This window comes from Streptomyces sp. NBC_00075, from assembly GCF_045041225.1.
Taxonomy (GTDB): domain Bacteria; phylum Actinomycetota; class Actinomycetes; order Streptomycetales; family Streptomycetaceae; genus Streptomyces; species Streptomyces adonidis.
This window is the reverse complement of record NZ_CP108243.1, coordinates 7,162,878-7,185,491: the sequence shown is the minus strand read 5'-3', so window position 1 is coordinate 7,185,491 and position 22,614 is coordinate 7,162,878. Positions and strand designations below refer to the sequence as shown.

24 protein-coding genes are annotated in these 22,614 nt (G+C 70.0%); 18 read left to right on the top strand and 6 right to left on the bottom strand.

The features are described from left to right. Positions 1-75: 75 nt before the first annotated feature. The 5 genes from OG787_RS31505 to rbsD all read left to right on the top strand — a co-directional run bounded on the left by OG787_RS31505 (position 76) and on the right by rbsD (position 6,106). Positions 76-1,116: a LacI family DNA-binding transcriptional regulator gene (locus OG787_RS31505; RefSeq protein ID WP_405537357.1), complete on the top strand. Its 1,041-nt coding sequence runs from the start codon at positions 76-78 to the stop codon at positions 1,114-1,116. Continuing rightward, positions 1,113-2,654: a sugar ABC transporter ATP-binding protein gene (locus OG787_RS31500; RefSeq protein WP_369036006.1), complete on the top strand. Its 1,542-nt coding sequence runs from the start codon at positions 1,113-1,115 to the stop codon at positions 2,652-2,654. The genes OG787_RS31505 and OG787_RS31500 overlap by 4 nt, the downstream gene beginning before the upstream one ends. Continuing rightward, positions 2,644-4,599, top strand: a complete 1,956-nt coding sequence (locus OG787_RS31495) for a substrate-binding domain-containing protein (RefSeq protein WP_405537356.1) — start codon at positions 2,644-2,646, stop codon at positions 4,597-4,599. The genes OG787_RS31500 and OG787_RS31495 overlap by 11 nt, the downstream gene beginning before the upstream one ends. Positions 4,600-4,712: 113 nt before the next feature. Further along, on the top strand, positions 4,713-5,714 hold the full coding sequence (locus OG787_RS31490; RefSeq protein ID WP_405540646.1) for a ribokinase: 1,002 nt from the start codon (positions 4,713-4,715) through the stop codon (positions 5,712-5,714). Next, positions 5,711-6,106, top strand: a complete 396-nt coding sequence (gene rbsD / locus OG787_RS31485; RefSeq protein WP_369036008.1) for a D-ribose pyranase — start codon at positions 5,711-5,713, stop codon at positions 6,104-6,106. The genes OG787_RS31490 and rbsD overlap by 4 nt, the downstream gene beginning before the upstream one ends. A gap of 25 nt (positions 6,107-6,131) precedes the next feature. Here the strand turns inward: rbsD and OG787_RS31480 are convergent, their stop codons facing one another. Both OG787_RS31480 and OG787_RS31475 read right to left on the bottom strand, forming a co-directional pair. After that, the gene (locus OG787_RS31480; RefSeq protein WP_369036009.1) at positions 6,132-6,779 is read right to left on the bottom strand and encodes a dihydrofolate reductase family protein; all 648 of its coding nucleotides are present in this window, start codon (positions 6,777-6,779) and stop codon (positions 6,132-6,134) included. Between the two features lie 276 nt (positions 6,780-7,055). Then, positions 7,056-7,487 carry a MerR family transcriptional regulator gene (locus OG787_RS31475; RefSeq protein ID WP_405537355.1) on the bottom strand — a complete coding sequence of 144 codons (432 nt, stop codon included), beginning with the start codon at positions 7,485-7,487 and terminating at the stop codon, positions 7,056-7,058. Between the two features lie 86 nt (positions 7,488-7,573). On the opposite strand from OG787_RS31475, the gene OG787_RS31470 reads away from it, so the two are divergent. The 9 genes from OG787_RS31470 (at position 7,574) to OG787_RS31430 (ending at position 15,460) form a co-directional block, all read left to right on the top strand. Continuing rightward, the gene (locus tag OG787_RS31470; protein ID WP_405537354.1) at positions 7,574-8,287 is read left to right on the top strand and encodes an SDR family oxidoreductase; all 714 of its coding nucleotides are present in this window, start codon (positions 7,574-7,576) and stop codon (positions 8,285-8,287) included. Between the two features lie 88 nt (positions 8,288-8,375). Further along, complete coding sequence (locus OG787_RS31465) at positions 8,376-8,840, top strand: hypothetical protein (protein WP_369036012.1); 465 nt, start codon at positions 8,376-8,378, stop codon at positions 8,838-8,840. Continuing rightward, entirely contained in the window at positions 8,824-9,795 is a 972-nt protein-coding gene (locus OG787_RS31460) for a bifunctional lysylphosphatidylglycerol flippase/synthetase MprF (protein WP_405537353.1), read from the top strand. Before OG787_RS31465 ends, OG787_RS31460 begins: the two co-directional genes overlap by 17 nt. Positions 9,796-9,816: 21 nt before the next feature. Continuing rightward, positions 9,817-10,293, top strand: a complete 477-nt coding sequence (locus OG787_RS31455) for an SRPBCC family protein (RefSeq protein WP_369036014.1) — start codon at positions 9,817-9,819, stop codon at positions 10,291-10,293. After that, positions 10,286-10,825 (top strand): flavin reductase family protein, encoded by a 540-nt coding sequence (locus OG787_RS31450; RefSeq protein ID WP_369036015.1) that lies wholly within the window; start codon positions 10,286-10,288, stop codon positions 10,823-10,825. Before OG787_RS31455 ends, OG787_RS31450 begins: the two co-directional genes overlap by 8 nt. Next, on the top strand, positions 10,818-12,182 hold the full coding sequence (locus OG787_RS31445; RefSeq protein ID WP_405537352.1) for an NAD(P)/FAD-dependent oxidoreductase: 1,365 nt from the start codon (positions 10,818-10,820) through the stop codon (positions 12,180-12,182). The genes OG787_RS31450 and OG787_RS31445 overlap by 8 nt, the downstream gene beginning before the upstream one ends. Positions 12,183-12,395: 213 nt before the next feature. Next, the gene (locus OG787_RS31440; RefSeq protein ID WP_369036017.1) at positions 12,396-12,983 is read left to right on the top strand and encodes a class I SAM-dependent methyltransferase; all 588 of its coding nucleotides are present in this window, start codon (positions 12,396-12,398) and stop codon (positions 12,981-12,983) included. An 8-nt stretch (positions 12,984-12,991) separates the two neighbouring features. Continuing rightward, a complete protein-coding gene (locus tag OG787_RS31435; protein WP_405537351.1) occupies positions 12,992-14,398 on the top strand; it encodes a cytochrome P450 in 1,407 nt (468 codons plus the stop codon). A 45-nt stretch (positions 14,399-14,443) separates the two neighbouring features. Continuing rightward, positions 14,444-15,460 carry a hypothetical protein gene (locus OG787_RS31430; protein ID WP_405537350.1) on the top strand — a complete coding sequence of 339 codons (1,017 nt, stop codon included), beginning with the start codon at positions 14,444-14,446 and terminating at the stop codon, positions 15,458-15,460. Between the two features lie 85 nt (positions 15,461-15,545). Here OG787_RS31430 and OG787_RS31425 read toward each other — a convergent pair whose 3' ends face one another. Genes OG787_RS31425 through OG787_RS31415 form a run of 3 tightly spaced genes read right to left on the bottom strand, consistent with a single transcriptional unit; the run spans position 15,546 to position 18,690 of the window. Continuing rightward, a complete protein-coding gene (locus OG787_RS31425; protein WP_405540645.1) occupies positions 15,546-16,343 on the bottom strand; it encodes a sugar phosphate isomerase/epimerase family protein in 798 nt (265 codons plus the stop codon). Between the two features lie 35 nt (positions 16,344-16,378). Then, positions 16,379-17,536: a dihydrodipicolinate synthase family protein gene (locus OG787_RS31420; RefSeq protein ID WP_405537349.1), complete on the bottom strand. Its 1,158-nt coding sequence runs from the start codon at positions 17,534-17,536 to the stop codon at positions 16,379-16,381. Next, positions 17,533-18,690 (bottom strand): Gfo/Idh/MocA family protein, encoded by a 1,158-nt coding sequence (locus tag OG787_RS31415; RefSeq protein WP_405537348.1) that lies wholly within the window; start codon positions 18,688-18,690, stop codon positions 17,533-17,535. The genes OG787_RS31420 and OG787_RS31415 overlap by 4 nt, the downstream gene beginning before the upstream one ends. Positions 18,691-19,114: 424 nt before the next feature. Here OG787_RS31415 and OG787_RS31410 point away from each other — a divergent pair, with 424 nt between their 5' ends. From OG787_RS31410 to OG787_RS31400, 3 genes are all read left to right on the top strand, one after another. Next, complete coding sequence (locus OG787_RS31410; RefSeq protein WP_405537347.1) at positions 19,115-20,161, top strand: LacI family DNA-binding transcriptional regulator; 1,047 nt, start codon at positions 19,115-19,117, stop codon at positions 20,159-20,161. A 363-nt stretch (positions 20,162-20,524) separates the two neighbouring features. After that, positions 20,525-21,055 (top strand): GNAT family N-acetyltransferase, encoded by a 531-nt coding sequence (locus tag OG787_RS31405; RefSeq protein ID WP_369036039.1) that lies wholly within the window; start codon positions 20,525-20,527, stop codon positions 21,053-21,055. A gap of 79 nt (positions 21,056-21,134) precedes the next feature. After that, complete coding sequence (locus tag OG787_RS31400; RefSeq protein ID WP_405537346.1) at positions 21,135-21,530, top strand: nuclear transport factor 2 family protein; 396 nt, start codon at positions 21,135-21,137, stop codon at positions 21,528-21,530. A 174-nt stretch (positions 21,531-21,704) separates the two neighbouring features. Here the strand turns inward: OG787_RS31400 and OG787_RS31395 are convergent, their stop codons facing one another. Next, entirely contained in the window at positions 21,705-22,073 is a 369-nt protein-coding gene (locus tag OG787_RS31395; protein ID WP_369036025.1) for a VOC family protein, read from the bottom strand. A 63-nt stretch (positions 22,074-22,136) separates the two neighbouring features. On the opposite strand from OG787_RS31395, the gene OG787_RS31390 reads away from it, so the two are divergent. Further along, entirely contained in the window at positions 22,137-22,601 is a 465-nt protein-coding gene (locus tag OG787_RS31390; RefSeq protein ID WP_369036026.1) for a MarR family winged helix-turn-helix transcriptional regulator, read from the top strand. The last annotated feature ends 13 nt before the right edge of the window (positions 22,602-22,614 follow it).

The following is a 22,614-nucleotide window of genomic DNA, read 5'->3' as shown; positions in this document are numbered from 1 at the left end:
TCGGTACACGTCGTCGTGTAATCGATTCCACGACGACGATCAGCAAGGAACGATCCACAAGGAGGTGGAGCGGCGATGGCGAGCATCAAGGACGTCGCTGCCGAGGCAGGCGTGTCCGTCGCCACGGTGTCGCGGGTCCTGAACGACCATCCGTCGGTCAGCGTCGACGCACGCACGCGCGTGCTGGCCGCCGTCGAGGCGCTGGGCTACCGCCCGAACGCCGTGGCCCGCTCCCTGCGCACCGACCAGACCCGCACCCTCGGCCTGGTCATCAGCGACGTGATGAACCCCTACTTCACCGAACTGGCCCGCTCCGTCGAGGAGGAGGCCCGCGCACTGGGGTACAGCGTCATCATCGGCAACGCCGACGAACGCCCCGACCTCCAGGACCACCACGTACGGACCCTGCTGGACCGCCGTATCGACGGCCTCCTCGTCTCCCCCACCGACGGCGGCTCCCCGCTGATGCTGGACGCCGCGCGCGCGGGGACCCCGATGGTCTTCGTGGACCGCTGGATCCCGGGCGTGGACGTGCCGGTCGTACGGGCGGACGGGCGCCAGGCGGTCCGGGATCTCGTCTCCCATCTGCACGGGCTCGGTCACCGGCGGCTCGCGATCATCGCGGGCCCGGCGGCCACCACCACCGGCAGTGAGCGCGTCGAGGCCTTCAGGGAGGCCCTGGCCGAGTACGGGCTGCCGCTGCCCGACGCCTACATAGGGCAGGGCGACTTCCAGGCCGAGAGCGGGCGCCGGGTGACCGACGCCTTCCTCGACCTGGCCGAGCCGCCCGAGGTCGTCTTCGCGGCCGACAACCTGATGGCACTGGGCGCGCTGGACGCCGTACGCGCGCGCGGGATGCGTGTTCCCGAGGACATCGCGCTCGCGGCCTTCGACGACATCCCGTGGTTCGTGCACACCGATCCGCCGGTCACGGCCATCGCGCAGCCGACCGGTGAGCTGGGGCGGGCCGCCGTCCGGGCGTTGGTCGACGTGATCGAGGGACGGCCCCCGCAGTCCGTGACGCTGGCCGCGCGGCTCGTCGTACGGCGGTCGTGCGGTGAGCCGCCGCCGACCTCATCAGTACAGCCCTCCGCTACGAACAGGAGTACGTCGTGAGCAACCCGGACGAGTTGCTGCGCATCGAAGGCATACGGAAGTCCTTCCCCGGTGTGGTCGCGCTCGACGGCGTCGACTTCGATCTGCGCCGGGGCGAGGTGCATGTGCTGCTCGGTGAGAACGGAGCGGGCAAGAGCACCCTCATCAAGATGCTCTCCGGCGCCTATCGCCCCGATGCCGGCCGCATCCTTGTCGACGGCGAGGAGACCCGTATCCACGGGGCGCAGGATTCCGAACGACTCGGGATCGCCACCATCTACCAGGAGTTCAACCTCGTACCCGATCTGACGGTCGCCGAGAACATCTTCCTGGGGCGGCAGCCGCGCCGCTACGGGATGATCGACCGGGGGCGGATGGAGGCCGAGGCCGCCACGCTGCTGGAGCGGGTGGGCGTAAACGTGTCTCCACGCGCGCGGGTGCGTGAACTCGGGATCGCGCGGCTCCAGATGGTCGAGATCGCGAAGGCGCTGAGCCTGGACGCGCGCGTGCTGATCATGGACGAGCCGACCGCCGTGCTCACCTCCGAGGAGGTCGAGAAGCTCTTCGCGATCGTGCGCACCCTGCGCGAGGACGGCGTCGGGATCGTCTTCATCACCCATCACCTGGACGAGATCGCCGCCCTGGGGGATCGGGTGACCGTCATCCGCGACGGCAAGAGCGTCGGACAGGTGCCTGCCGACACGCCCGAGGACGAACTCGTACGGCTGATGGTCGGGCGGTCGATCGAACAGCAGTACCCCCGGGAGGCCGTGGAGACGGGTGCCGCTCTCCTCAAGGTGGAAGGGCTCACCCGGGACGGGGTCTTCCACGACATCGGCTTCGAGGTGCGGGCCGGTGAGGTCGTCGGCATCGCGGGGCTGGTCGGGGCCGGGCGTACGGAGGTCGCGCGGGCCGTGTTCGGCGCCGATCCGTACGACAAGGGGTCCGTGTCCGTCGCGGGTGCCATCGTGCGCGGGAGCGATGTCGGGGCCGCCATGGCCGCCGGGATCGGGCTCGTGCCCGAGGACCGCAAGGGGCAGGGGCTGGTGCTCGACGCCTCCGTCGAGGAGAACCTCGGCCTGGTCACCCTGCGGGCCGCGACCAAGGGCGGTCTTGTCGACCTCAAGGGGCAGCGGGTCGCCGCCGCGAAGGTCGCCGAGCAGCTGGGCGTACGGATGGCCGGGCTCGGCCAGCATGTGCGGACCCTGTCCGGCGGCAACCAGCAGAAGGTCGTCATCGGCAAGTGGCTGCTCGCGAACACCAGGGTGCTGATCCTCGACGAGCCGACGCGCGGGATCGACGTCGGCGCCAAGGTCGAGATCTACCAGCTGATCAACGAACTGACGGCCGCCGGTGCCGCCGTACTGATGATCTCCAGCGATCTGCCCGAGGTGCTCGGGATGAGCGACCGGGTGCTGGTGATGGCGCAGGGCCGGATCGCCGGTGAACTCACGGCCGCCGAGGCCACCCAGGACTCCGTGATGGCGCTCGCCGTCAGCGCACCGACTTCTTTTGGAACTACTGGAACTACCGCTGTGGAGGGCTCTCGTGGCCACTGACACGCTCAAGAGCAACGCGGGCGCGAGTGGCGCCACGAGCGGCCTGCGCCGCGTCCTGCTCGACAACGGCGCGCTGACCGCGCTCATCGTCCTCGTCATCGCGATGTCGGCGCTGTCCGGCGACTTCCTGACGACGGACAACCTGCTCAACGTGGGCGTCCAGGCGGCCGTGACCGCCGTCCTCGCCTTCGGCGTCACCTTCGTGATCGTCTCGGCGGGCATCGACCTGTCGGTCGGTTCCGTCGCCGCCCTGTCGGCCACCGTCCTTGCCTGGGCGGCGACTTCGGAGGGCGTACCGGTCGCGATAGCCGTCCTCCTCGCCGTCGTCACCGGAATCGCGTGCGGCCTGGTCAACGGCTTCCTGATCTCGTACGGCAAACTGCCGCCGTTCATCGCGACGCTCGCCATGCTGTCGGTGGGGCGCGGACTGTCGCTGGTGATCTCGCAGGGTTCGCCGATCGCGTTCCCCGAGTCGGTCTCGCACCTCGGTGACACGCTGGGCGGCTGGCTGCCGGTGCCCGTGCTGGTGATGGTGGCCATGGGGCTCGTCACGGCGTTCATCCTCGGCCGTACGTACCTGGGGCGCTCCATGTACGCGATCGGCGGCAACGAGGAGGCGGCCCGGCTGTCCGGGCTGCGGGTGAAGAAGCAGAAGCTGGCGATCTACGCGCTGTCCGGGCTGTTCGCCGCCGCGGCGGGCATCGTGCTCGCGTCGCGGTTGTCCTCCGCCCAGCCGCAGGCCGCCCAGGGGTACGAGCTGGACGCCATCGCGGCCGTGGTCATCGGCGGGGCTTCGCTGGCGGGTGGTACCGGCAAGGCGTCCGGGACGCTGATCGGCGCGTTGATCCTGGCGGTGCTGCGGAACGGGCTCAACCTCCTCTCCGTGTCCGCCTTTTGGCAGCAGGTCGTCATCGGGGTCGTGATCGCGCTGGCGGTGCTGTTCGACACGGTGCGGCGGAAGAGCGGGTCCACTCCCGTGGCAACCGGTGCCTCCGGCGGTGGTGACCGGCGCAAGCAGGCCTTCACATATGTGCTGGCCGCCGTGGTCGCGGCGGCGATCGTGGGCGCGACGTCCCTGCTGCACAGCGGTTCGTCCTCCGCGTCGACCCAGAAGGTGGGTCTGTCCCTGTCGACGCTGAACAACCCCTTCTTCGTGCAGATCCGGGCCGGTGCGCAGGCGGAGGCCAAGAAGCTGGGCGTGGACCTGACCGTCACGGACGCCCAGAACGACGCCTCGCAGCAGGCCAACCAGCTGGAGAACTTCACCAGTTCGGGCCTCGGGGCGATCATCGTCAACCCGGTGGACTCGGACGCGACGGGTCCGGCCGCACGGTCGGTCAACAAGTCCGGGATCCCGCTCGTCGCCGTGGACCGGTCGGTCAACGGCGCGGAGACGGACACCCTCGTAGCCTCCGACAACACCGCCGGGGGTGTGCTGGCCGCGAAGGCGCTCGCCGAGAAGCTGGGCGGGCAGGGCACGATCGTCGTCCTCCAGGGCCAGGCGGGCACGTCCGCCAGCCGTGAGCGCGGCGCCGGTTTCGCCGAGGGGCTGAAGGCCTACCCCGGCATCAAGGTGGTCGCCAAGCAGCCCGCCGACTGGGACCGCACCAAGGGTCTCGACGTCATGACCAACCTGCTCCAGGCCAACCCCGACATCAACGGTGTCTTCGCCGAGAACGACGAGATGGCGCTCGGCGCGATCAAGGCGCTCGGCAGCAAGGCCGGCAAGTCGGTCTCGGTGATCGGCTTCGACGGCACGCCCGACGGGCTGAAGGCGGTCGCGGACGGTTCGCTGTACGCGTCGGTGGCCCAGCAGCCCAAGGAACTCGGGCGGATCGCGGTGGAGAACGCGCTGCGGGTCGCCGAGGGCAAGAGTGTCGAGAAGACGGTGATGGTGCCGGTGAAGGTCGTCACGGAGGAGAACGTGGCGGAGTTCGGCGGCTGAGTTCAGTGTCTGAGCAGCACCTCGAACGGGTGGAGTAGGAACGGCCGGGCGCCTCTTTTCGGGGCGGCCCGGCCTGTCGGCCGGTACAACTGATGTGTATGGGGAGACAGTTCATGTACGACTACGACCTGCTGGTCGTGGGATCGGCCAACGCCGACCTGGTGACCGTGGTCGAGCGGCGGCCCGCGGCCGGTGAGACGGTGCTCGGTTCCGACCTGGTGGTCCACCCGGGCGGCAAGGGCGCCAACCAGGCGGTCGCCGCCGCCCGGTTGGGGGCCCGTACGGCGCTCCTGGCACGGGTCGGCAACGACGGCCACGGCCGACTGCTGCTGGACTCGATGCGGGGCGCCGGAGTCGACACGGTGGGGGTGCTGGTCGGCGGGGCGCCGACGGGGGTCGCGCTGATCACGGTGGACCCGTCCGGCGACAACAGCATCGTGGTGTCACCGGGCGCCAACGGGCGGCTGGTCGCCGAGGACGTCCGGGCCGCCGGGAGCCTGTTCCAGGCCTCGCGGGTGGTGTCGGCGCAGCTGGAGATTCCGCTGGAGTCGGTGGTGGAGGTCGTACGGAACCTGGCTCCCGAGGGCCGGTTCGTGCTGAATCCCTCCCCGCCCCGCCCGCTGCCGCGTGAAGTCCTGGCCGCCTGCGACCCGTTGATCGTGAACGAGCACGAGGCCCGGGTGATCGCCGGTGCGGACGCCGAGTTGGGCGACTCGCCGGAGGACTGGGCGAAGACGCTGCTCGCGCTCGGGCCGCGCTCGGTCGTCATCACACTGGGCGCGGAGGGCGCGTTGGTCGCCGTACGGGCCGGGGAGCGGGTGCGGGTGCCGTCGATGCCGGTGGAGGCCGTGGACACGACCGGGGCGGGCGACGCGTTCACCGCGGCACTGGCCTGGCGGCTGGGCGCGGGCGAGTCGTTGGCGGAGGCGGCGGCGTACGCGGCCCGGGTGGGCGCGGTCGCGGTGACGCGGGCCGGGGCCCAGGACTCCTTTCCCACCGCTGAGGAGGTCGAGGCTCTGTACTGTGCTTTCCCGGGGGACAACCCCCGGACCCCCGGCCGGAAAGACGGGCGGGGAGAGCCAACCGGCGGGACCGGACGAGGCGAGTTCCAGTGAAGCGCGGCGGAATCCTGAACCGTCATCTCGCGGGCGCGCTCGCCGAGTTGGGGCACGGGGACGGGGTGCTGGTGTGCGATGCCGGTATGCCGATCCCGGCCGGGCCGCGCGTCGTCGACCTGGCCTTCCGGGCCGGGGTGCCGTCCTTCGCGGAGGTGCTCGACGGGTTGCTGACGGAGCTGGTCGTGGAGGGCGCGACAGCGGCGGCGGAGGTACGGGGAGCCAATCCGGGGGCCGCGAAGCTGCTGGACGGGCACTTTCCCGACGGCGGCCTCACCCTCGTCTCGCACGAGCGGCTGAAGGAGCTGTCGGCGGGGGCGCGACTGGTCGTACGGACGGGGGAGGCACGGCCGTACGCGAATGTGCTGCTGCGGTGCGGGGTCTTCTTCTGAGTCGAGGCCGGTGGTGTGCGGCGCTTCAGCGGGCCGCACGAGTGAAGGTCACATGCGTGACCCCGGTGGGTGAGGACGTGGCCTCGACCTCGTAGTCCTTCTCGATGTCCTCCAGGCCGTCCCAGAGGCGTACGCCCCGGCCCAGCAGCACCGGGGCCACCACGACGTGCAGGTGGTCGACGAGTCCGGCGGCGAGGAAGTCGCGGACGACGGTGGGCCCGCCGCCGATGCGTACGTCCTGGCCGTCCGCGGCCTTGCGGGCCGTTTCGAGCGCCTCGGCGGGTGACGTGTCGAGGAAGTGGAACGTCGTACCGCCCTCCATCTCGATCGGCGGGCGCGTGTGATGGGTGAGGACGAAGGTCGGTGTGTGGAAGGGCGGGTTGGGCCCCCACCACCCCTTCCAGTCCGGGTCCTCGTGCCAGCCGGGCGGGCCGAACTTCCCGGCGCCCATGATCTCGGCGCCGATCCCGGGCGCGAACTGCTGTGCGAAGGCGTCGTCGATACCGCCGGTCCCGCCGGACTGGCCGGTCATCTCGTGCCAGAACCGGGTGGTGAACATCCACTGGTGCAGCCGCTCGCCGGCGTGGCCGAACGGCGCATCACGGGTCAGCCCCTCACCGGTGCCGAAGCCGTCGAGCGAGATCGTGAAGTTGTGGACGCGGGCGAGTGACATGGCTGACGCCTCCTTTGTCTCCGCCGGTCCAGTCTCCCCGGACCGCCGCGCCGTGCGCCACCGGAACGGGATACGGGGTACGGCCGGGAACAGCTTCGAGGGGGCCCGGTCCGTCGACCGGGCCCCCTCGGCTTCCCCTCCACATCAGAACCCCAGCGATCCCCCCAGATCCCCCTCCAGAAGTCCTGATGCCATGTACGACCGGCGAGGTGGGGGGAGGGTTGTACGGGGAACCAAGATTTTTTTCATCGCCTTCGGGCTGAGGCGGTTTCGGGCTCAGGCGGAGCCTCCGGTGAGCGCCTGGTCCAGTGAGGCCGGGCACGGCTGTGCGCCCGGGCTCGTGGCGAGACTGATCAGCAGGTCGAGTCGACGGCCTGCCGCCTGTAGTTCGGTGACCTTGGCCCCGATCCGGGCACGTTCGTCGAGCAGGCGCTCCAGCATCTCGGGGCCGACGTGCTGGGCGTCGATGGCGGGCAACAGGGTCGCGATCAGACGGCTGCCGAGTCCGGCCGTGTAGAGCTCCTGGATGAGCCCCACGCGGTCCACGGCCGACTCCGGGTAGACGCGCTGGCCACTGGCCGTGCGCTGGGGACACAGCAGGCCCTGCTCCTCGTAGTACCGCAGCGCACGCGTGCTGACTCCGGCCTTCTGGGCCAGTCCGCCGATACGCATCCGGCCCCTCCCGCTGCTCGCGCTGTCGCCCGTCACGACTTGCCCTTCACGTTGACGTCAGGTTTTAGCGTAGGCGGCACCGGGCGGACGCGATCTCCCACCGCCCGCCGAAAGGAACGAACATGGACATCGCCGGTTCCACCGCGCTCGTGACAGGCGCCAATCGCGGGATCGGTCGACGCTTCGTCGATCAACTGCTGGCCCGGGGAGCCAGGAAGGTCTACGCGACCGCCCGCCGCCCGGAGCTGATCGACACGTCCGACCCGCGGGTCACACCGCTGTACCTGGACCTGCTGGACGAGAAGTCGATCGTGAACGCCGCCGAGGCGGCACAGGACGTCACGTTGCTGGTCAACAACGCCGGCATCGCGACCGGGGCCAACCTCATGACCGACGACCTGGACACCGTCCGGGAGGACCTGGAGACCCACCTCTTCGGCACGCTCCGGGTCATTCGCGCCTTCGCGCCTGCCCTCGCCGCGGGCGGTGGAGGGGCGATCGTGAACATCCTGTCCGTGCTGTCGTGGGTCGCCACCGAAGGGACGGGGTCCTACGCCGTGGCCAAGGCCGCGGAGTGGAACATGACCAACGGTGTGCGCCTGGAGCTCGCCGGTCAGCGGACCCTTGTCCAGGGTGTGCATCTGGGCGCCGCGGACACCGACATGATGGCGGGACGCGACGTTCCCATGATCGACCCGACCGAAGTCGCCCGGGCCAGCCTCGACGGCGTACAGGCCGGCACCATCGAGGTCCTGGTCGACGACCCCAGCCGCTTCGTGAAGGCCGCTCTCGGGGGCGATCCCGCCGAGCTCTACGGGCCTCCGCCGGGGAACTGACCCGGGTCCGACATTCCCGCGAGGGACGCCCCGTCCCCGGGCCGTAAGACAGGTGAGAATGTCTCACTCCGGGTGTACGGGGGCCTTTGTGGATGCCAGGAATCTCTTCTACACCAGAACCACGTCTCGGCTCGCCCGACTTGAGTGGTCGGTCGCTCTCGCCGTTTCCTCCGTCGCCGCTCTGACGCATCTTTCCGAGATCCGCTGGTGGCTTTTCGTCTCCCTGTTTCTCGTCATCGATCTCATCGGGTACGTCCCGGGCGCCATCGCCTGTCGAAGAAGCCCGGACGGGCGGGTCGGGCGCGGATACTACGTCGCCTACAACCTCATGCACTCACTGGTCACCTGGGCGATTTTCGCGGGGCTGTGGAGCTGGCTGGTGGGTGCGGAATGGGCGTTGCTCGCCCTGCCTATCCATCTCATGGGCGACCGGGCCCTCTTCGGGAACTCCCTCAAACCCTTCGGGGTGCCCTTCGAGCCGTGCACCCATCCGGACTTCGCAGCGTTCCAGCGGGCCTACGACGGGAAGGGGAGCGATGCCGTCCGCGTTTGATCTGGTGTCGGCCCACGCCGACAATCCCAGTGCCTTTCTCGCCCTCAACAGCGGGAACGAGTTCTTCGTCGACGATCGGTACGACGGCGTCTGCGCCTTCCGTCCGGCGGGACGGCATCTGCTTCAGCTCGGCGGTCCCTTCGCCGCCCCCGGCGACCGCGCCGGGCTGCTGGACGCCTTCCTCGACCGGGCCGCGGGCGGACGGCGGCGCGTCATCGCCGTACAACTCCAGGCCGAGGACGCCCGGTTGTACGCGGACCACGGGTTCACCGTGAACCAGATGGGGTCTTCGTACGCCGTCGATCTGGCGCGGTTCACCCTGCGCGGGTCACCGTTCGTGCGGCTGCGGAACAAGATCTCCCGGGCCCGGCGGGCGGGGGTGGAGGTCACCGAGGTCGACCTCTCGGACGTTTCGGGCGAACTCGATCTCATCGACCGGGAATGGCTCCTCGGGAAAGGGAAACACGCGAAGGAACTCCGCTTTCTCGTCGGGGAACGCGGTGGACCCGAGCAGAAACATCAACGGGTCTTCACCGGTACCGTCAACGGACGGATCGTGGCGTACATCAGCTACTCCCCCGCCTTCGGCAGCCGCCCGGGCCGGCTGCACGATCTCAGTCGCCGTCGCGCCGACGCCCCACCCGGCACCATGGAACTCCTCAACTCGACCGCCATCGAGCGGTTCATCGGAGAGGGCGGCGAGTGGCTGCATTTCGGATTCACTCCCTTCGTCGGGCTTGAACCGTCCCTTGAGGCACCCGGCGCAAGTGGCATGGTGGCGTGTGTCGTGCGTCTTCTCGGGGAGCGTGGCGAGCGGGTCTATCCGGCCGCCGCGCAGCTCGAATACAAGGAGAAATGGGCGCCGCATGCCGTGCTGCCCGAGTACATCGCCTTTCAGGGTGGAGTGCGGCCGAGTGCGTTGTGGCGGCTCGGGCGGGAAACCAACATCCTCTGAATCAAAAGGAGTACATCGCGTATGCGCGAAGTAATCGTCCAGGTGATCGCCGAGGAGCGCACGGCCCGGCAGGCGTACGAGCTGATCTGCGACTTCCGCCGCTATCCCGAGCTGACCGACAAGGTGAACGAGGTCGTCGTGCATCCGCCGGAGGCCGACGGCTCGCTCCGGTCGGACTGGAGTGTCATCTTCCGCAACGGGCTGATGCGGTGGAGCGAACGCGACCGGTTCGTCCCGGAGACACTGACCGTCGAGTTCGACCAGATCAAGGGCGACTTCGAGGTCTTCCAGGGCTCCTGGGTGTGCGAGGAGCGGAGCGAGGGTGCCGTGGTCACCTTCCGGTCCGATTTCGATCTCGGCATCCCCTCCCTCGCGGAGATCCTCGATCCCGTGGCCGAGAGCACGCTGCGGGACAACATCCTGCGCATCCTCGAAGGGCTCATGGGCCGGGTGACCCCGATGAGCCCCCTGGACCTCGCCGCGTCCCGGCATGGCTGACCCGGTGTCGTCCCTGTCCTCCTTGCCGTCCCTGGCGACGCGGCCCGGTGTCGCCCAATGCCTCGACATGTACGCCAAGTTGGCGTCCGGCGTGTGCGTCGTGACCACCCGGGGTGCCGACGGCCGGCCGGCCTGCGCGACGGTCTCCTCGGCGGCGGCCGTCTCGGCGGCACCGGCCCTGATGTCCCTGTGCCTGGCCAACGCCTCCCGCACCCTCGCCGCCCTCCGCGACCACGGCTCCTTCGCCCTGCACGTCCTCGACGAACGGCACCGCCCCTGGGCCGAGCGCTGCGCCGATCCCCTCGCCACGGCCGCCGACCGCTTCGGCGAGGAACAGGCGGAGTACGTCCATGGCGTGCCCGTCCGCACCGACGCCCTCGCCTGGTCCGTGTGCGCGGTGACGGACGTACGGGCGTACGGCGACCACCACTTGGTCGTCGGCGAGGTACTCGCCGCCCACACCGGCACCGGGCATCCGCTGCTCTGGTACGACCGGGGCTTTCATGGGCGGAGCGGGGCACGGCATGGGTGAGCGGCGGTCGTACCCGGGGGTGCCTGTGGTGGTGGCTCCGCCGTGGCGGGGCGGGCGTCCCGAGGATCATCGACTCCCTTCCGTACGGGGCCTGGTGAGCGCCGACTTCACTGTCGTCGGTGCCGGTCTGGCCGGTCTCTCCACCGCGTACCACCTGCTGCGGTACGCACCCGGCGCCGATGTCGCCGTCGTGGACGCGGGCCATCCGGCGGTCGGCGCCAGCGGCCACGGCACCGGCCTCCTCGGCCCCCGGGCAGGCCCGCCCGTCGACCGCGCGATCCGCCGCTTCGGCCCGGACACGGCCCGTCGTATGCACCGGGCCAGCGAGGACGCGGTGGCCGACGCCCTGGAGCTGTGCCGCACCCTCGACGTGCCCGTGCGCACCGGCGAGCAACTGGTCGTCGCCCGCTCACCGGAGGGACTGGCCCGGCTGTCCGGACAGTCGGCGGCCTATCGCGCCCTCGGCCTGGACGTACCGCCCCTGTCGGCGGCCGGGGTGCGTGAGCGCATCGACGTGCCGTGCCAGGCGGGGCTGCTCCACCGCCAGGCGGCCACCCTGGACCCGGCCCGGCTGACCGCCGCCCTCGCGCGGGTCTGCGTGGCCAACGGCGCCCGGCTGTACGGGCGTTCACCGGTCGTCGGCCGGTCCGGTACCGGCAGCGGCGGCACCCGGCTGGTCTTTCCGCGCGGTGAACTCCGTACGGGCGCCGGGGTGTTCGCGGTCAATGGCGGGGCCGGGGCCCTCGGGCTCCCGGTCGGCACGGTCGCCCCGCTCGAGGTGCACGCCATCGCCACCGAGCCGTTGAAGCCGACGGTGCGCGAGGCGCTCGGGGAGGGATCGGGGGCGGCGCTGGTCGATGTGGCGCGGCTGGCGCCGTACTTCCGGCTGACGCCTGACGGGCGGTTGGTGGTGGGGGGCGGGCGGGCCTCGCTGCCGGGGCGGCCTCCTGGCACTGGCGGGGCGCGGAAGGACGACAGGGCCCGCCTTGCGACCTGGCGGTGGCTCGCGGAGCGCATGCGCGGCCTGCATCCGCTCCTCGCCGAAACCGCCGTCACGCATCAGTGGACCGGCCGTATCGGGGTCACTCTTGACGATCTGCCCGTCGTGGGGCCGCTCGTCGGGACGCCGGAGATGTGGTTCATCGGGGGATGCTGCGGGCACGGGCTGGCGCTGTCCATCGCCCACGGGGCTTATGTGGCACGGCAGTTGGTCGGGGGTGGGGAGGGCGGGGGTCCGGCTCTGCCCTGGCATCGGTCGGCCGCTCCGACGCTGCCGCTCGGTGGAGCGGGGCGGGTGGTGCTGCGCCGGTACCTCGACCGGCTGGACCGGAACGTGCGGTGCCGTACACAGCCCTGATACTCGCGTATCTCTGACACTCGCTCTCAATTCCCCGCAAATCCGCGCGAGGGACGTCACGGCGAGAGATCGTAAAACCTGGTGGAGACCGAGAGAGAAATGAGGGGGAGCCCCATGCCTGGTGCGAACACACTGACCAGAGGTCCCTACCGTCTGCTACAAGAGAACTTCCGGCGCCCGGCAGGTGCGCCAGGTGCCCTGGTCGGGCATCTGATGACCGTGCAGCATCGCGGGCTCACCCGGTGGTCGGCCGAGCATCTGGACGTCCGCCGTACCCATCATGTGCTCGATCTCGGCTGCGGCAGCGGGATGGCCGTCGAACTGCTCGCCCGGCGGGCCGAGTTGGGGTTCGTCGCCGGGCTCGACTACTCGGCGACCATGGTCCGGCAGGCCGTACGGCGCAATGCCGCGGCCGTCGGGCAGGGGCGGGTGGCGATCCGGCAGGGGGACGTGGGCCAACTTCCGTACGAAGACGGTGCCTTCGACCGGGTCAGCGCGATCGAGACCTTCTACTTCTGGCCCGACCCGCTGCGCGGACTCGCCGAGGCGTACCGAGTCCTCAAGTCCGGTGGGCAGTTGGCGATCACCCTGGAGATGAGCCGGGAGGCGGCGACCGTACCGACGCTCGCCCAGCGGCTGTTCGGGCGGCGCTTCACCGAGCGGTCCGAGCAGGACGGGCTGCGCATCCTGTCCGGCGCCGAACTCGTGGCGCTGCTCGATGTCGCCGGTTTCAAGGACACCCGGTTCGTCGCCGAGCCCCGCCGTTCGCTGGGCTGGGTCTGCGCCCTCGGCAGCAAATGAGCAGCCACGTGAACCATCAGGTGAAGCACCAACTGGCCCCCGAGGTACGCGGACTGCCCCTGCTCGGCAGTGTGCCGGCCTTCCGGCGGGACATCCTCGCCGCGATGCGCGAAGGCTGGCGCGAGGGCGGTGACCTCGTCCGGTACCGGCTCGGGCCGGTCTCCGTGCACGGGGTGTCCAGCCCTGAGCTGGCCGGCGAGGTGCTGACCGACAGCGCCGCCTACGGCAAGCTCGGCCCCGACAACCCGCTGCGCCTGGTGCTCGGCGAGGGCCTGCTGACCAGCAGCGACCACGAGAGCTGGATGACCAACCGGCGCATGATGCAGCCGATCTACAGCAAACAGGCCCTGTCCTCGATGTTCCGTACGATGTCCGCCTCGGTCGAGGACCAGCTGACCCACATGGCGGCCACCTGTCGCACCGGTGACGCCGTCGACCTGCACACCGAGCTGATGCGGGTGACGCTCGACATCGTCAGCCGGTGCATGTTCAGCACCGACATCACCGAGGGGCTCGGCGAACTCGGGCCGGACGCCGTGGACGTGGCGATCAACTTCGCGTTCGACCGCCTCCAGAACCCCTTCAGCCCGCCGACGCACTGGCCGACCCCGCGCAATCGGCGGTTCCGGGAGGTCATGGACGGCATCGACGCGCTGATCCGCCGCATCATCCGCGAACGCCGGGCCGAGGCGGAGTCGGAGAGCGCGGACGTCCGGTCCGACGACCTGCTGGACATGCTTCTCGCCGCCCGGGACGAGGACACCGGCCAGGGCATGGACGACCGCCAGCTGCGCGACGAGGTGATCACCACCTTCGCCGCCGGTCACGAGACGACCGCGGTCACCCTCAGCTGGACCTTCTACCTCCTCTCCCGCCACCGTGACGTCCTGGCGGCCGTGCAGCGCGAGGTCGACGACGCCCTCGGCGGACGCCTGCCCACCGTCGAGGACCTGCGCGCCATGCCGTACACGCTCCAGGTCTTCGAGGAGTCGCTGCGGATGTATCCGTCGGCGCCGATCGTGCCCCGACTGACCCTGAAGGACACCGAGTTGGGCGGCCACCGGATGCCGGCGGGCTCGCGCGTCCTGGTCAACCTGCACAACATCCACCGCCATCCGGCGCACTGGCCCGACGCGGAACGCTTCGACCCCGGCCGCTTCCGGGCCCGGGAGAACTCCGGTCCGAAACGGCACCGGTTCGCCTACATGCCCTTCGGCGCGGGCCCGCACCTCTGCATCGGCAAGCACTTCGCGCTCATGGAGGCGCACCTCCTGCTCGCCGCGCTGCTACAGCGCTACGAGTTCCGGCACGTCCCGTCCCACCGGGTCGTCGACCACGCGACGATCACCCTGCGCCCCCGCTACGGCATGGTGATGACCCTGCACGACCGACGCCCACGCCATCCCGTTCATTAGTGCAGCCCCGACCCCCCTTCCACAGCAACGCATTTGGAGCCTCTGATGGTGCCGCGCCAGGACGATCCGCACACCCTGCCGCTCAACACGGTCCAGTACGACCCGGCCCGGCCGCAGGGCCACTACGAGAGCTTCTACCAGCGTGGAAACCATCCCACCGAGCCGCGCGCCTTCTGGATCCGCTACACCGTCTTCAGCCCGGCCGGGATGCCGGAGGCGGCCATCGGTGAGCTGTGGGCGGTGTACTTCGACGGGGTGACGGGCCGGCACGTGGTCGCCAAGGAGGAGCATCCGATCGCCGAATGCGACTTCCGGCGCGGGGCATTCGGCGCGCGCGTCGCCGACCGCGTCCTGGAACCGGGCCGGCTCAAGGGCGAGGCGACGGGACCGAACGGCGGCATCGGCTGGGACCTGACGTACGAGGGCACCGAGCCGCCGCTGTTCCTGCTGCCGCAGAAGATGTACGCGGGCGGCTTCCCCAAGGCCAAGAGCCTGGTCGGGATGCCGCTGGCCCGCTTCGACGGATCGCTGACGGTCGACGGCGAGACGGTCGAGGTGGACGGCTGGACCGGCAGCCAGAACCACAACTGGGGGAGCCAGCACACGGATTACTACGCCTTCGGGCAGGTCGCCGGGTTCGACGACGCCCCCGACAGCTTCCTGGAGATCGTCACAGCGCGGGCGAAGATCGGCCCGGTACGGACCCCGCTGGCGACCTTCCTAGTCCTGCGTCACGACGACCGTGAGTACCAACTCGTCTCGATGCGGCGGGCGTTGACGGCGAAGGCCCAATTCAGCTATTTCCACTGGGACTTCAGCACGGGCGACGACACCGTGACGGTCAACGGCCGCTTCCTCGCCACGAAGGAGCAGTTCGTCGGGCTCAACTACTACAACCCGCCCGGGGGCATCAAGCACTGCCTCAACACCAAGATCACCAGCTGTGAACTGGAGGTCCGCAACAAGGTCACCGGCAAGGTGGACCGGCTGCGCACCGAACACCGCGCACTGATGGAGATCCTGACCGACGACCGGTCCCACGGCATCGAGATCCGCGCCTGAAGTCGTCGGCGGCGGTTGTCATCAGCAGAGGGAACCGTCCGCGCCCGGTGATCCGCCTGTTCACCGGGCACGGACGGCCGTACCGTTACGCCACGTGCTCCACGAACCGCGCCGCGGTCTCCGCAAGCACCTCGCGCCCGTCCCGGGCCCACAGCGCGTCGTTGAACAGCTCGACCTCGATGGCACCGGTGTAACCGGCGGCCTCGACATACGTCTTCCACTCCCGCATGTCGATCGAGCCGTCGCCGATCTGCCCCCGGCCGTTGAGGACACCCTCCGGCAACGGAGTTGTCCAGTCGGCGAGTTGGAAGGTGTGGATACGGCCACCGGCGCCGGCGCGGGCGATCTGCGCGGGCGCGTTGTCGTCCCACCAGATGTGGTACGTGTCCACCGTGACGCCGACCTGGTGGGCGGGGAAGCGCTCCGCGAGGTCGAGGGCCTGGGTGAGCGTCGAGACGACGCAGCGGTCGGCGGCGTACATGGGGTGGAGCGGCTCGATGGCCAGCTTCACTCCATGGCTCTCGGCGTACGGGCCCAGGACCGCCAGGGCGTCCGCGATGCGCTCGCGGGCGCCGTACAGGTCCTTGGAACCGGCCGGGAGACCGCCCGAGACCAGGACCAGGGTGTCCGTGCCGAGCGTCGCCGCCTCGTCGACGGCGCGGCGGTTGTCGTCCAGCGCCCTGGCCCGCTCCTCCGGGTCGATGGCCGTGAAGAAGCCGCCGCGGCAGAGGGTGGTGACGGTCAGGCCCGCGTCGCGGATCAGCTTGGCCGTCGCCTCCAGGCCGTACGACTGGACGGGCTCCCGCCACAGGCCGACGTTGCCGATGCCCAACTGGCCGCAGGCATCGACCAGTTCGGGCATCGACAGCTGCTTGACCGTCATCTGGTTGATGCTGAAGCGGGCGAGGTCGTCGGTGCTCACTGGGCCACTCCGTACAGGGACAGCAGGTTCTTCATCCGCTCCTCCGCCAGCTTCGGGTCGGGGAACAGGCCCAGGCCGTCGGCGAGTTGGTAGGCGCGGGCGAAGTGCGGGAGGGAGCGGGCGGACTGCAATCCGCCGACCATGGTGAAGTGCGACTGGTGGCCCGCGAGCCAGGCCAGGAACACGACCCCCGTCTTGTAGAAGCGGGTCGGCGTCTGGAAGAGATGGCGGGACAACTCGACCGTGGGGTCGAGGAGTTCACGGAAGCCGGCCGTGTTCCCGGTGTCGAGGACGTGCACCGCCTCCGCCGCCAGCGGCCCCAACGGGTCGAAGATCCCCAGCAGGGCGTGACTGAAGCCCTTCTCGTCGCCCGCGATCAGCTCGGGGTAGTTGAAGTCGTCGCCCGTGTAGCAGCGCACGCCCTGCGGAAGGCGGCGCCGGATGTCAATCTCGCGCTGGGCGTCGAGCAGCGACACCTTGATGCCGTCGACCTTGTCGGGGTGGGCGGCGATGACGTCCAGGAAGGTGTCGGTGGCCGCGTCGAGGTCGCTCGTCCCCCAGTAGCCCTCCAGGGCCGGGTCGAACATCGGGCCGAGCCAGTGCAGGATCACGGGCTCGGCGGACTGCCGGAGCAGGTGGCCGTAGATGTCGAGGTAGTCCTCGGGCCCCTTCGCGGCGGCGGCGAGGGCCCGGGACGCCATCAGGATCGTCTTGGCGCCCGCCTCCTCGACGAGGGCGAGCTGCTCCTCGTACGCCTTGCGGATGTCCGCCAAGGAGGCGCCGGGGGCGGTGAGTTGGTCGGTGCCGACACCACAGGCGATGAGCCCGCCGACGGCCTTCGCCTCAGCCGCCGAACGGCGGATCAGCTCGGCCGCGCCCGCCCAGTCGAGGCCCATGCCGCGCTGGGCGGTGTCCATGGCCTCCGCGACGCCGAGGCCGTGGGACCAGAGGTGGCGGCGGAAGGCGAGGGTCGCGTCCCAGTCGACGGCGGCCGGGGAGTCCGGGGACACGTCGGCGTACGGGTCGGCGACGACGTGGGCCGCCGAGTAGACCGTACGAGAGGTGAAGGGGGTGCCTGGGCTGAGGGCGAGGGGGGTCGAGCGCGGCTCGTACGCGCTCAACGCTCCACTGGTGTCCGGGAGTTGGATGGTCACAGCGCGATCTCCGGTACGTCGAGACGGACGCCCTCCGCGGAGGACTTCAGGCCCAGTTCGGCGAGCTGGACGCCACGGGCGCCGGCCAGCAGGTCCCACTGGTAGGGCGCGTCGGCGTAGACGTGCTTGAGGAACAGCTCCCACTGGGCCTTGAAGCCGTTGTCGAACTCGGCGTTGTCCGGGATCTCCTGCCACTGGTCGCGGAAGGAGTAGGTCGCCGGGATGTCGGGGTTCCAGACCGGCTTGGGCGTGGAACTGCGGTGCTGGACACGGCAGTTGCGGAGCCCGGCGACGGCCGAGCCCTCGGTCCCGTCGACCTGGAACTCCACCAGTTCGTCGCGGTTGACCCGTACGGTCCAGGAGGAGTTGATCTGGGCGATCGCGCCGCCCTCCAGCTCGAAGATGCCGTAGGCGGCGTCGTCGGCGGTGGCGTCGTACGGCTTGTCGTTCTCGTCCCAGCGCTGCGGGATGTGGGTGGCGGTCAGGGCCTGGACGGACTTGACGCGGCCGAACAGCTCGTGGAGCACGTACTCCCAGTGCGGGAACATGTCGACGACGATGCCGCCGCCGTCCTCGGAACGGTAGTTCCAGCTGGGGCGCTGGGCACTCTGCCAGTCGCCCTCGAAGACCCAGTAGCCGAACTCGCCCCGGATGGAGAGGATGCGGCCGAAGAAGCCCCCGTCGATGAGGCGCTTGAGCTTCAGCAGGCCCGGCAGGAACAGCTTGTCCTGGACGACGCCGTGGCGGACACCGGCGGCGTTCGCGAGGCGGGCCAGTTCGAGGGCGCCGTCGAGGCCGGTGGCGGTCGGCTTCTCGGTGTAGATGTGCTTGCCGGCGGCGATCACCTTCTTGATCGACTCCTCGCGGGCGGAGGTGACCTGGGCGTCGAAGTAGATCTCGACGGTCGGGTCGGCGAGGACCGCGTCGACGTCCGTGGAGACGTTCGCGGGGTCCAGGCCGTGCTGCTCGGCGAGGCCCTTGAGCACATGCTCGCGGCGGCCGACCAGGATCGGTTCCGGCCACAGCACGGTGCCGTCGCCGAGGTCGAGACCGCCCTGTTCGCGGATGGCGAGGATGGAGCGGACCAGGTGCTGGCGGTAGCCCATGCGCCCGGTCACGCCGTTCATGGCGATACGCACCGTCTTGCGTGTCACGTCTTTCCCTTCGTAGGTGCCACAGGGGGCGGGGTTAGCGGGGTTACCCGGTTGTACGCGCCGACGCGCCGCGTACGCCCGGTGGGAGAGCCGCCCCCGGCAGCTCTACTGGCAAGCGTTACAGCAAGCGCTTTCTATCTAGGGAGAAGCTAGCCTCTGTGCAGCGGTCTGGACAAGAGCACAGAGAGGCCGAATTGTTCGGGGGTGCGAACAATCGGGGGGCCGCAGGTTCCTCGACGGCCGGTCGAGGCTCCGCCGAAGGTCCGTCGGCGGTCCTTCGAAGGTCCGTCGAAGTCCGTCGGCGGTCCTTCGAAGGTCATAGGGTCTGCATCTGTATGGACGCGAAGACGCAAAATACGACAACTTACAGCGACGCGGTGAGCGACGCGACGGATCACAAGATGCGCGACCGGAGGACGACGAGATGACGGTGACCCTGGCGGACGTGGCGGCCCGCGCGCAGGTCTCGCCCGCGACGGTGTCGCGCGTACTGAACGGGAACTACCCCGTGGCCGCAACCACCCGCGAGCGGGTGCTGCGGGCCGTGGACGAGCTGGACTACGTGCTCAACGGGCCCGCGAGCGCGCTCGCCGCGGCCACGTCCGACCTGGTCGGGATTCTGGTCAACGACATCGCCGACCCGTTCTTCGGGATCATGGCGAGCGCGATCCAGTCGGAGGTGTCGGGGCCGGGCGGGCGTGCGGGCGGCGAGCGGCTGGCTGTGGTGTGCAACACAGGCGGCTCGCCGGAGCGTGAGCTGACGTATCTGACCCTGCTGCAACGGCAGCGTGCGGCGGCAGTCGTCCTGACCGGCGGCGCGGTGGAGAACCAGCCGCACCTCGCGGCGGTCTCGGCGAAACTGCGGCGGCTGGAGGAGGCGGGCACGAAGGTGGTGCTGTGCGGGCGTCCGCCGGCGCCGGACACGTCCGCCATCGCGCTGACGTTCGACAACCGGGGTGGGGGTCAGGAGCTGACCGAGCACCTGATCGGGCTGGGGCATCGGCGGCTGGGGTACATCGCGGGGCCGGAGGAGCGGACGACGACGCGGCATCGGCTGGAGGGGCACCGGGCGGCGCTGGCCGGCCATGGGATTGCCGAAGATCCCCGGTGGACTGTTCATGGGCGGTACGACCGGCGGTCGGGGTACGAGGCCACGCTGGAGCTGCTGCGGCGGGATCCTTCTTTGACTGCTGTCGTCGCCGCGAACGACTCCGTCGCGATCGGGGCGTGTGCGGCGCTGCGGGACTCGGGGCGGCGGATTCCGGACGACGTGTCCGTCGCCGGGTTCGATGATCTGCCGTTCAGTGTGGATGCGGTGCCTTCGTTGACGACTGTGCGGTTGCCGTTGTCGGAGGCGGGGGCTCGGGCGGGGCGGATCGCGATGGGGCGGGAGGAGCCGCCGCCTGGGGGGATCGCGACGGTTCGGGGGGAGTTGATGGTTCGGGGGTCTTCGGGGGTGCCTCGGGGGTAAGGGGTGGGTTTTTCGCCCCCGCCGCCCCTACCCGTCCCATCCCATCCCTGAGGGCTGCGCCCCCAGACCCCCCTTGTCGCGCTGAACGCGCTCGTCCTCAAACGCCGGACAGGCTGAGTGGGTGGTGCGGCAGGGTGGGCGGGAAGAGGCGGGCCGAACTCGCTCGTCCTCAAACGCCGGACCGGCTGGAGGGTGACGGCCGGAGCTGAAGTGCGGTGGGGTGGGTCGGCGGGAAGAGGCGGGCCGAACTCGCTCGTCCTCAGATGCCGGACCGGCTGGATCGTGGCGGTCGACGCTGGGGGGAGTGTCGGAAAAAGCGAAGGCCGGCTGGTGGTCAGGGTGCCTATATTCCTGAGCGTGTCCATGCCCGAGATCCAGCTGCTCCGACCCGGTCACGCCCCCGCGCTGCTCGCCTTCGAGCAGGAGAACCGGGGCTATTTCGCCGCGTCCATCCCTGACCGAGGGGACGACTACTTCGCCCGGTTCGATGAGCGGCATCGTGCGCTGCTCGCCGAGCAGGAGGCCGGGGTCTGTTACTTCCACGTGCTCGTCGGTGCCGAGGGTGAGGTGCTGGGGCGGGTCAATCTCGTGGATGTGGCGGACGGCGGTGCCGATCTCGGGTACCGGATCGCAGAGCGCGCCGCCGGTCGAGGGCTGGCCACCTGGGCCGTACGGACACTGTGCGGTCTCGCCGCCAATCGCTACGGGCTGACCACCCTGCGTGCCGCGACCACGCTCGACAACGCGGCGTCGCGGGCTGTGCTGGCCCGTTCGGGGTTCGCGGTCGTCGGCGAGAGGCAGCTCTCAGGGCGCCCAGGTCTGTCGTATCTCCGCGATCTCGCGGAATTCGTCGCTCCTCTGTACGGTGCACCGCCGGCCGTTCGTGAGGGATGACCTGCACACCACCCCCAACCCGAGGACAATGGTCTCCGTCAGTCGGACATCGCCCACACACCGAAAGGTGGCGATCACCATGGCTGAGCACCCGCACGCAGCCCTCGTGCGCAAGGGCTACGACGCCTTCTCGCGCGGTGACATGGACACACTGCGCGGCCTGATGGCGGCGGACTGTACCCAGCACGTGCCCGGAAGCCATCCCCTCTCCGGGGACTTCAAGGGGCAGGACGCGATCATCGACATGTACCGTCGGCTCGCCGAGGAGACGGCCGGGAGTATGCGTGTCGTGCTGATGAACATCCTCGTCGACGGCCGGGGGCACGCGGTCGCCGTGCACCGCTTCACCGCCGAGCGTCAGGGCAGGCGGATCGACGAGCCCGGCGCCATCGTGTTCCGGATCGTCGGGGACAAGGTCACCGACCTCGACGAGTGTGTCGAGGACATCGACCGGGCCAACGAGTTCTGGGCCTGAGTCCCCGCCCCCCTCTTCCGACTTCCGGACTGTCCGGGTGGGGTGCCCGAGCCCGAGCCGAGCCATGCTTGCGGGCGCCTTGCCCGTCGGACGGCACATCGCGCGCCCATCATCCAGCGCGTCGACCCTGTCGCGGGCGCAACCGCCGACGGTCGCCCAGTGGCGTCGGGTCAGTCAGGCGCGGTCGTGGAGCGTGACCTGGTAGCCGTCGGGGTCGGCGAAGGTGAAGGTCCGGCCGAAGGGGCCGTCGATCGGTGCGGAGACGATGGTGCGGCCGTCGGCGACGAGCGCGTCGTGGATGGCCTGGACGTCGGTGGCGTGGAGCCAGATCGCGACGCCGATGCCGGGCTGGGCGACGGATGCGAGGTCGGTGCCGGGAATGATGTCGCGGAGTGCGAACGCGATCGGCTTCGTCTCGAAGACGACGGCGTGCGGAGGTCCGGCCGGCGAACGGACGAGGCCCAGGTACCGCTCGTAGAACGCCTGCGAAGCGTCGAGGTCGCGCACTTGGAGCGAGATGAAGTCGGGACCGGTGGCGGGCATGATGACGCTCCTTCTTGTCGTGTCAGTTTCCTGACACGCAGCAAGCTATGTCAGAATACTGACATGAGTCAAGAAGGTGTCGGCGTCGACCTGGAGACGTCACTGGGCTACCTGCTCAAAGAGGCGTCGAGCGCCCTCCGCGCGGCCATGGAGGAAGTGCTGCGCCCGCTCGGGATGAGCGTGACGCACTACTCCTGCCTCGAACTGCTGGCGCAGCGACCGGGCTTGTCCAACTCCGAGCTGGCGCGGGGCGCGTTCGTGACACGGCAGACGATGAACGTGCTGCTCCAGGCCCTGGAACGAGACGGCTACGTGACCAGGCCCGCGGCGGCACCCGTCGGGAAGGTGCTTCCCACGCGGCTCACACCTCGCGGCCGGCGAAGCCTGGAGAAGGCGAGCGCGGCCGTCCGGTCCGTCGAGGCCGGAATGCTGGCCGGCCTGACCGAGACCGAGCAGTCGGACGCGTTCCGGATCCTCCAGAGCATGATCCGTTCCCTGCGCGGCGACGGTGACAACGAGGGTGCGTAGCTCGTGCGATCTC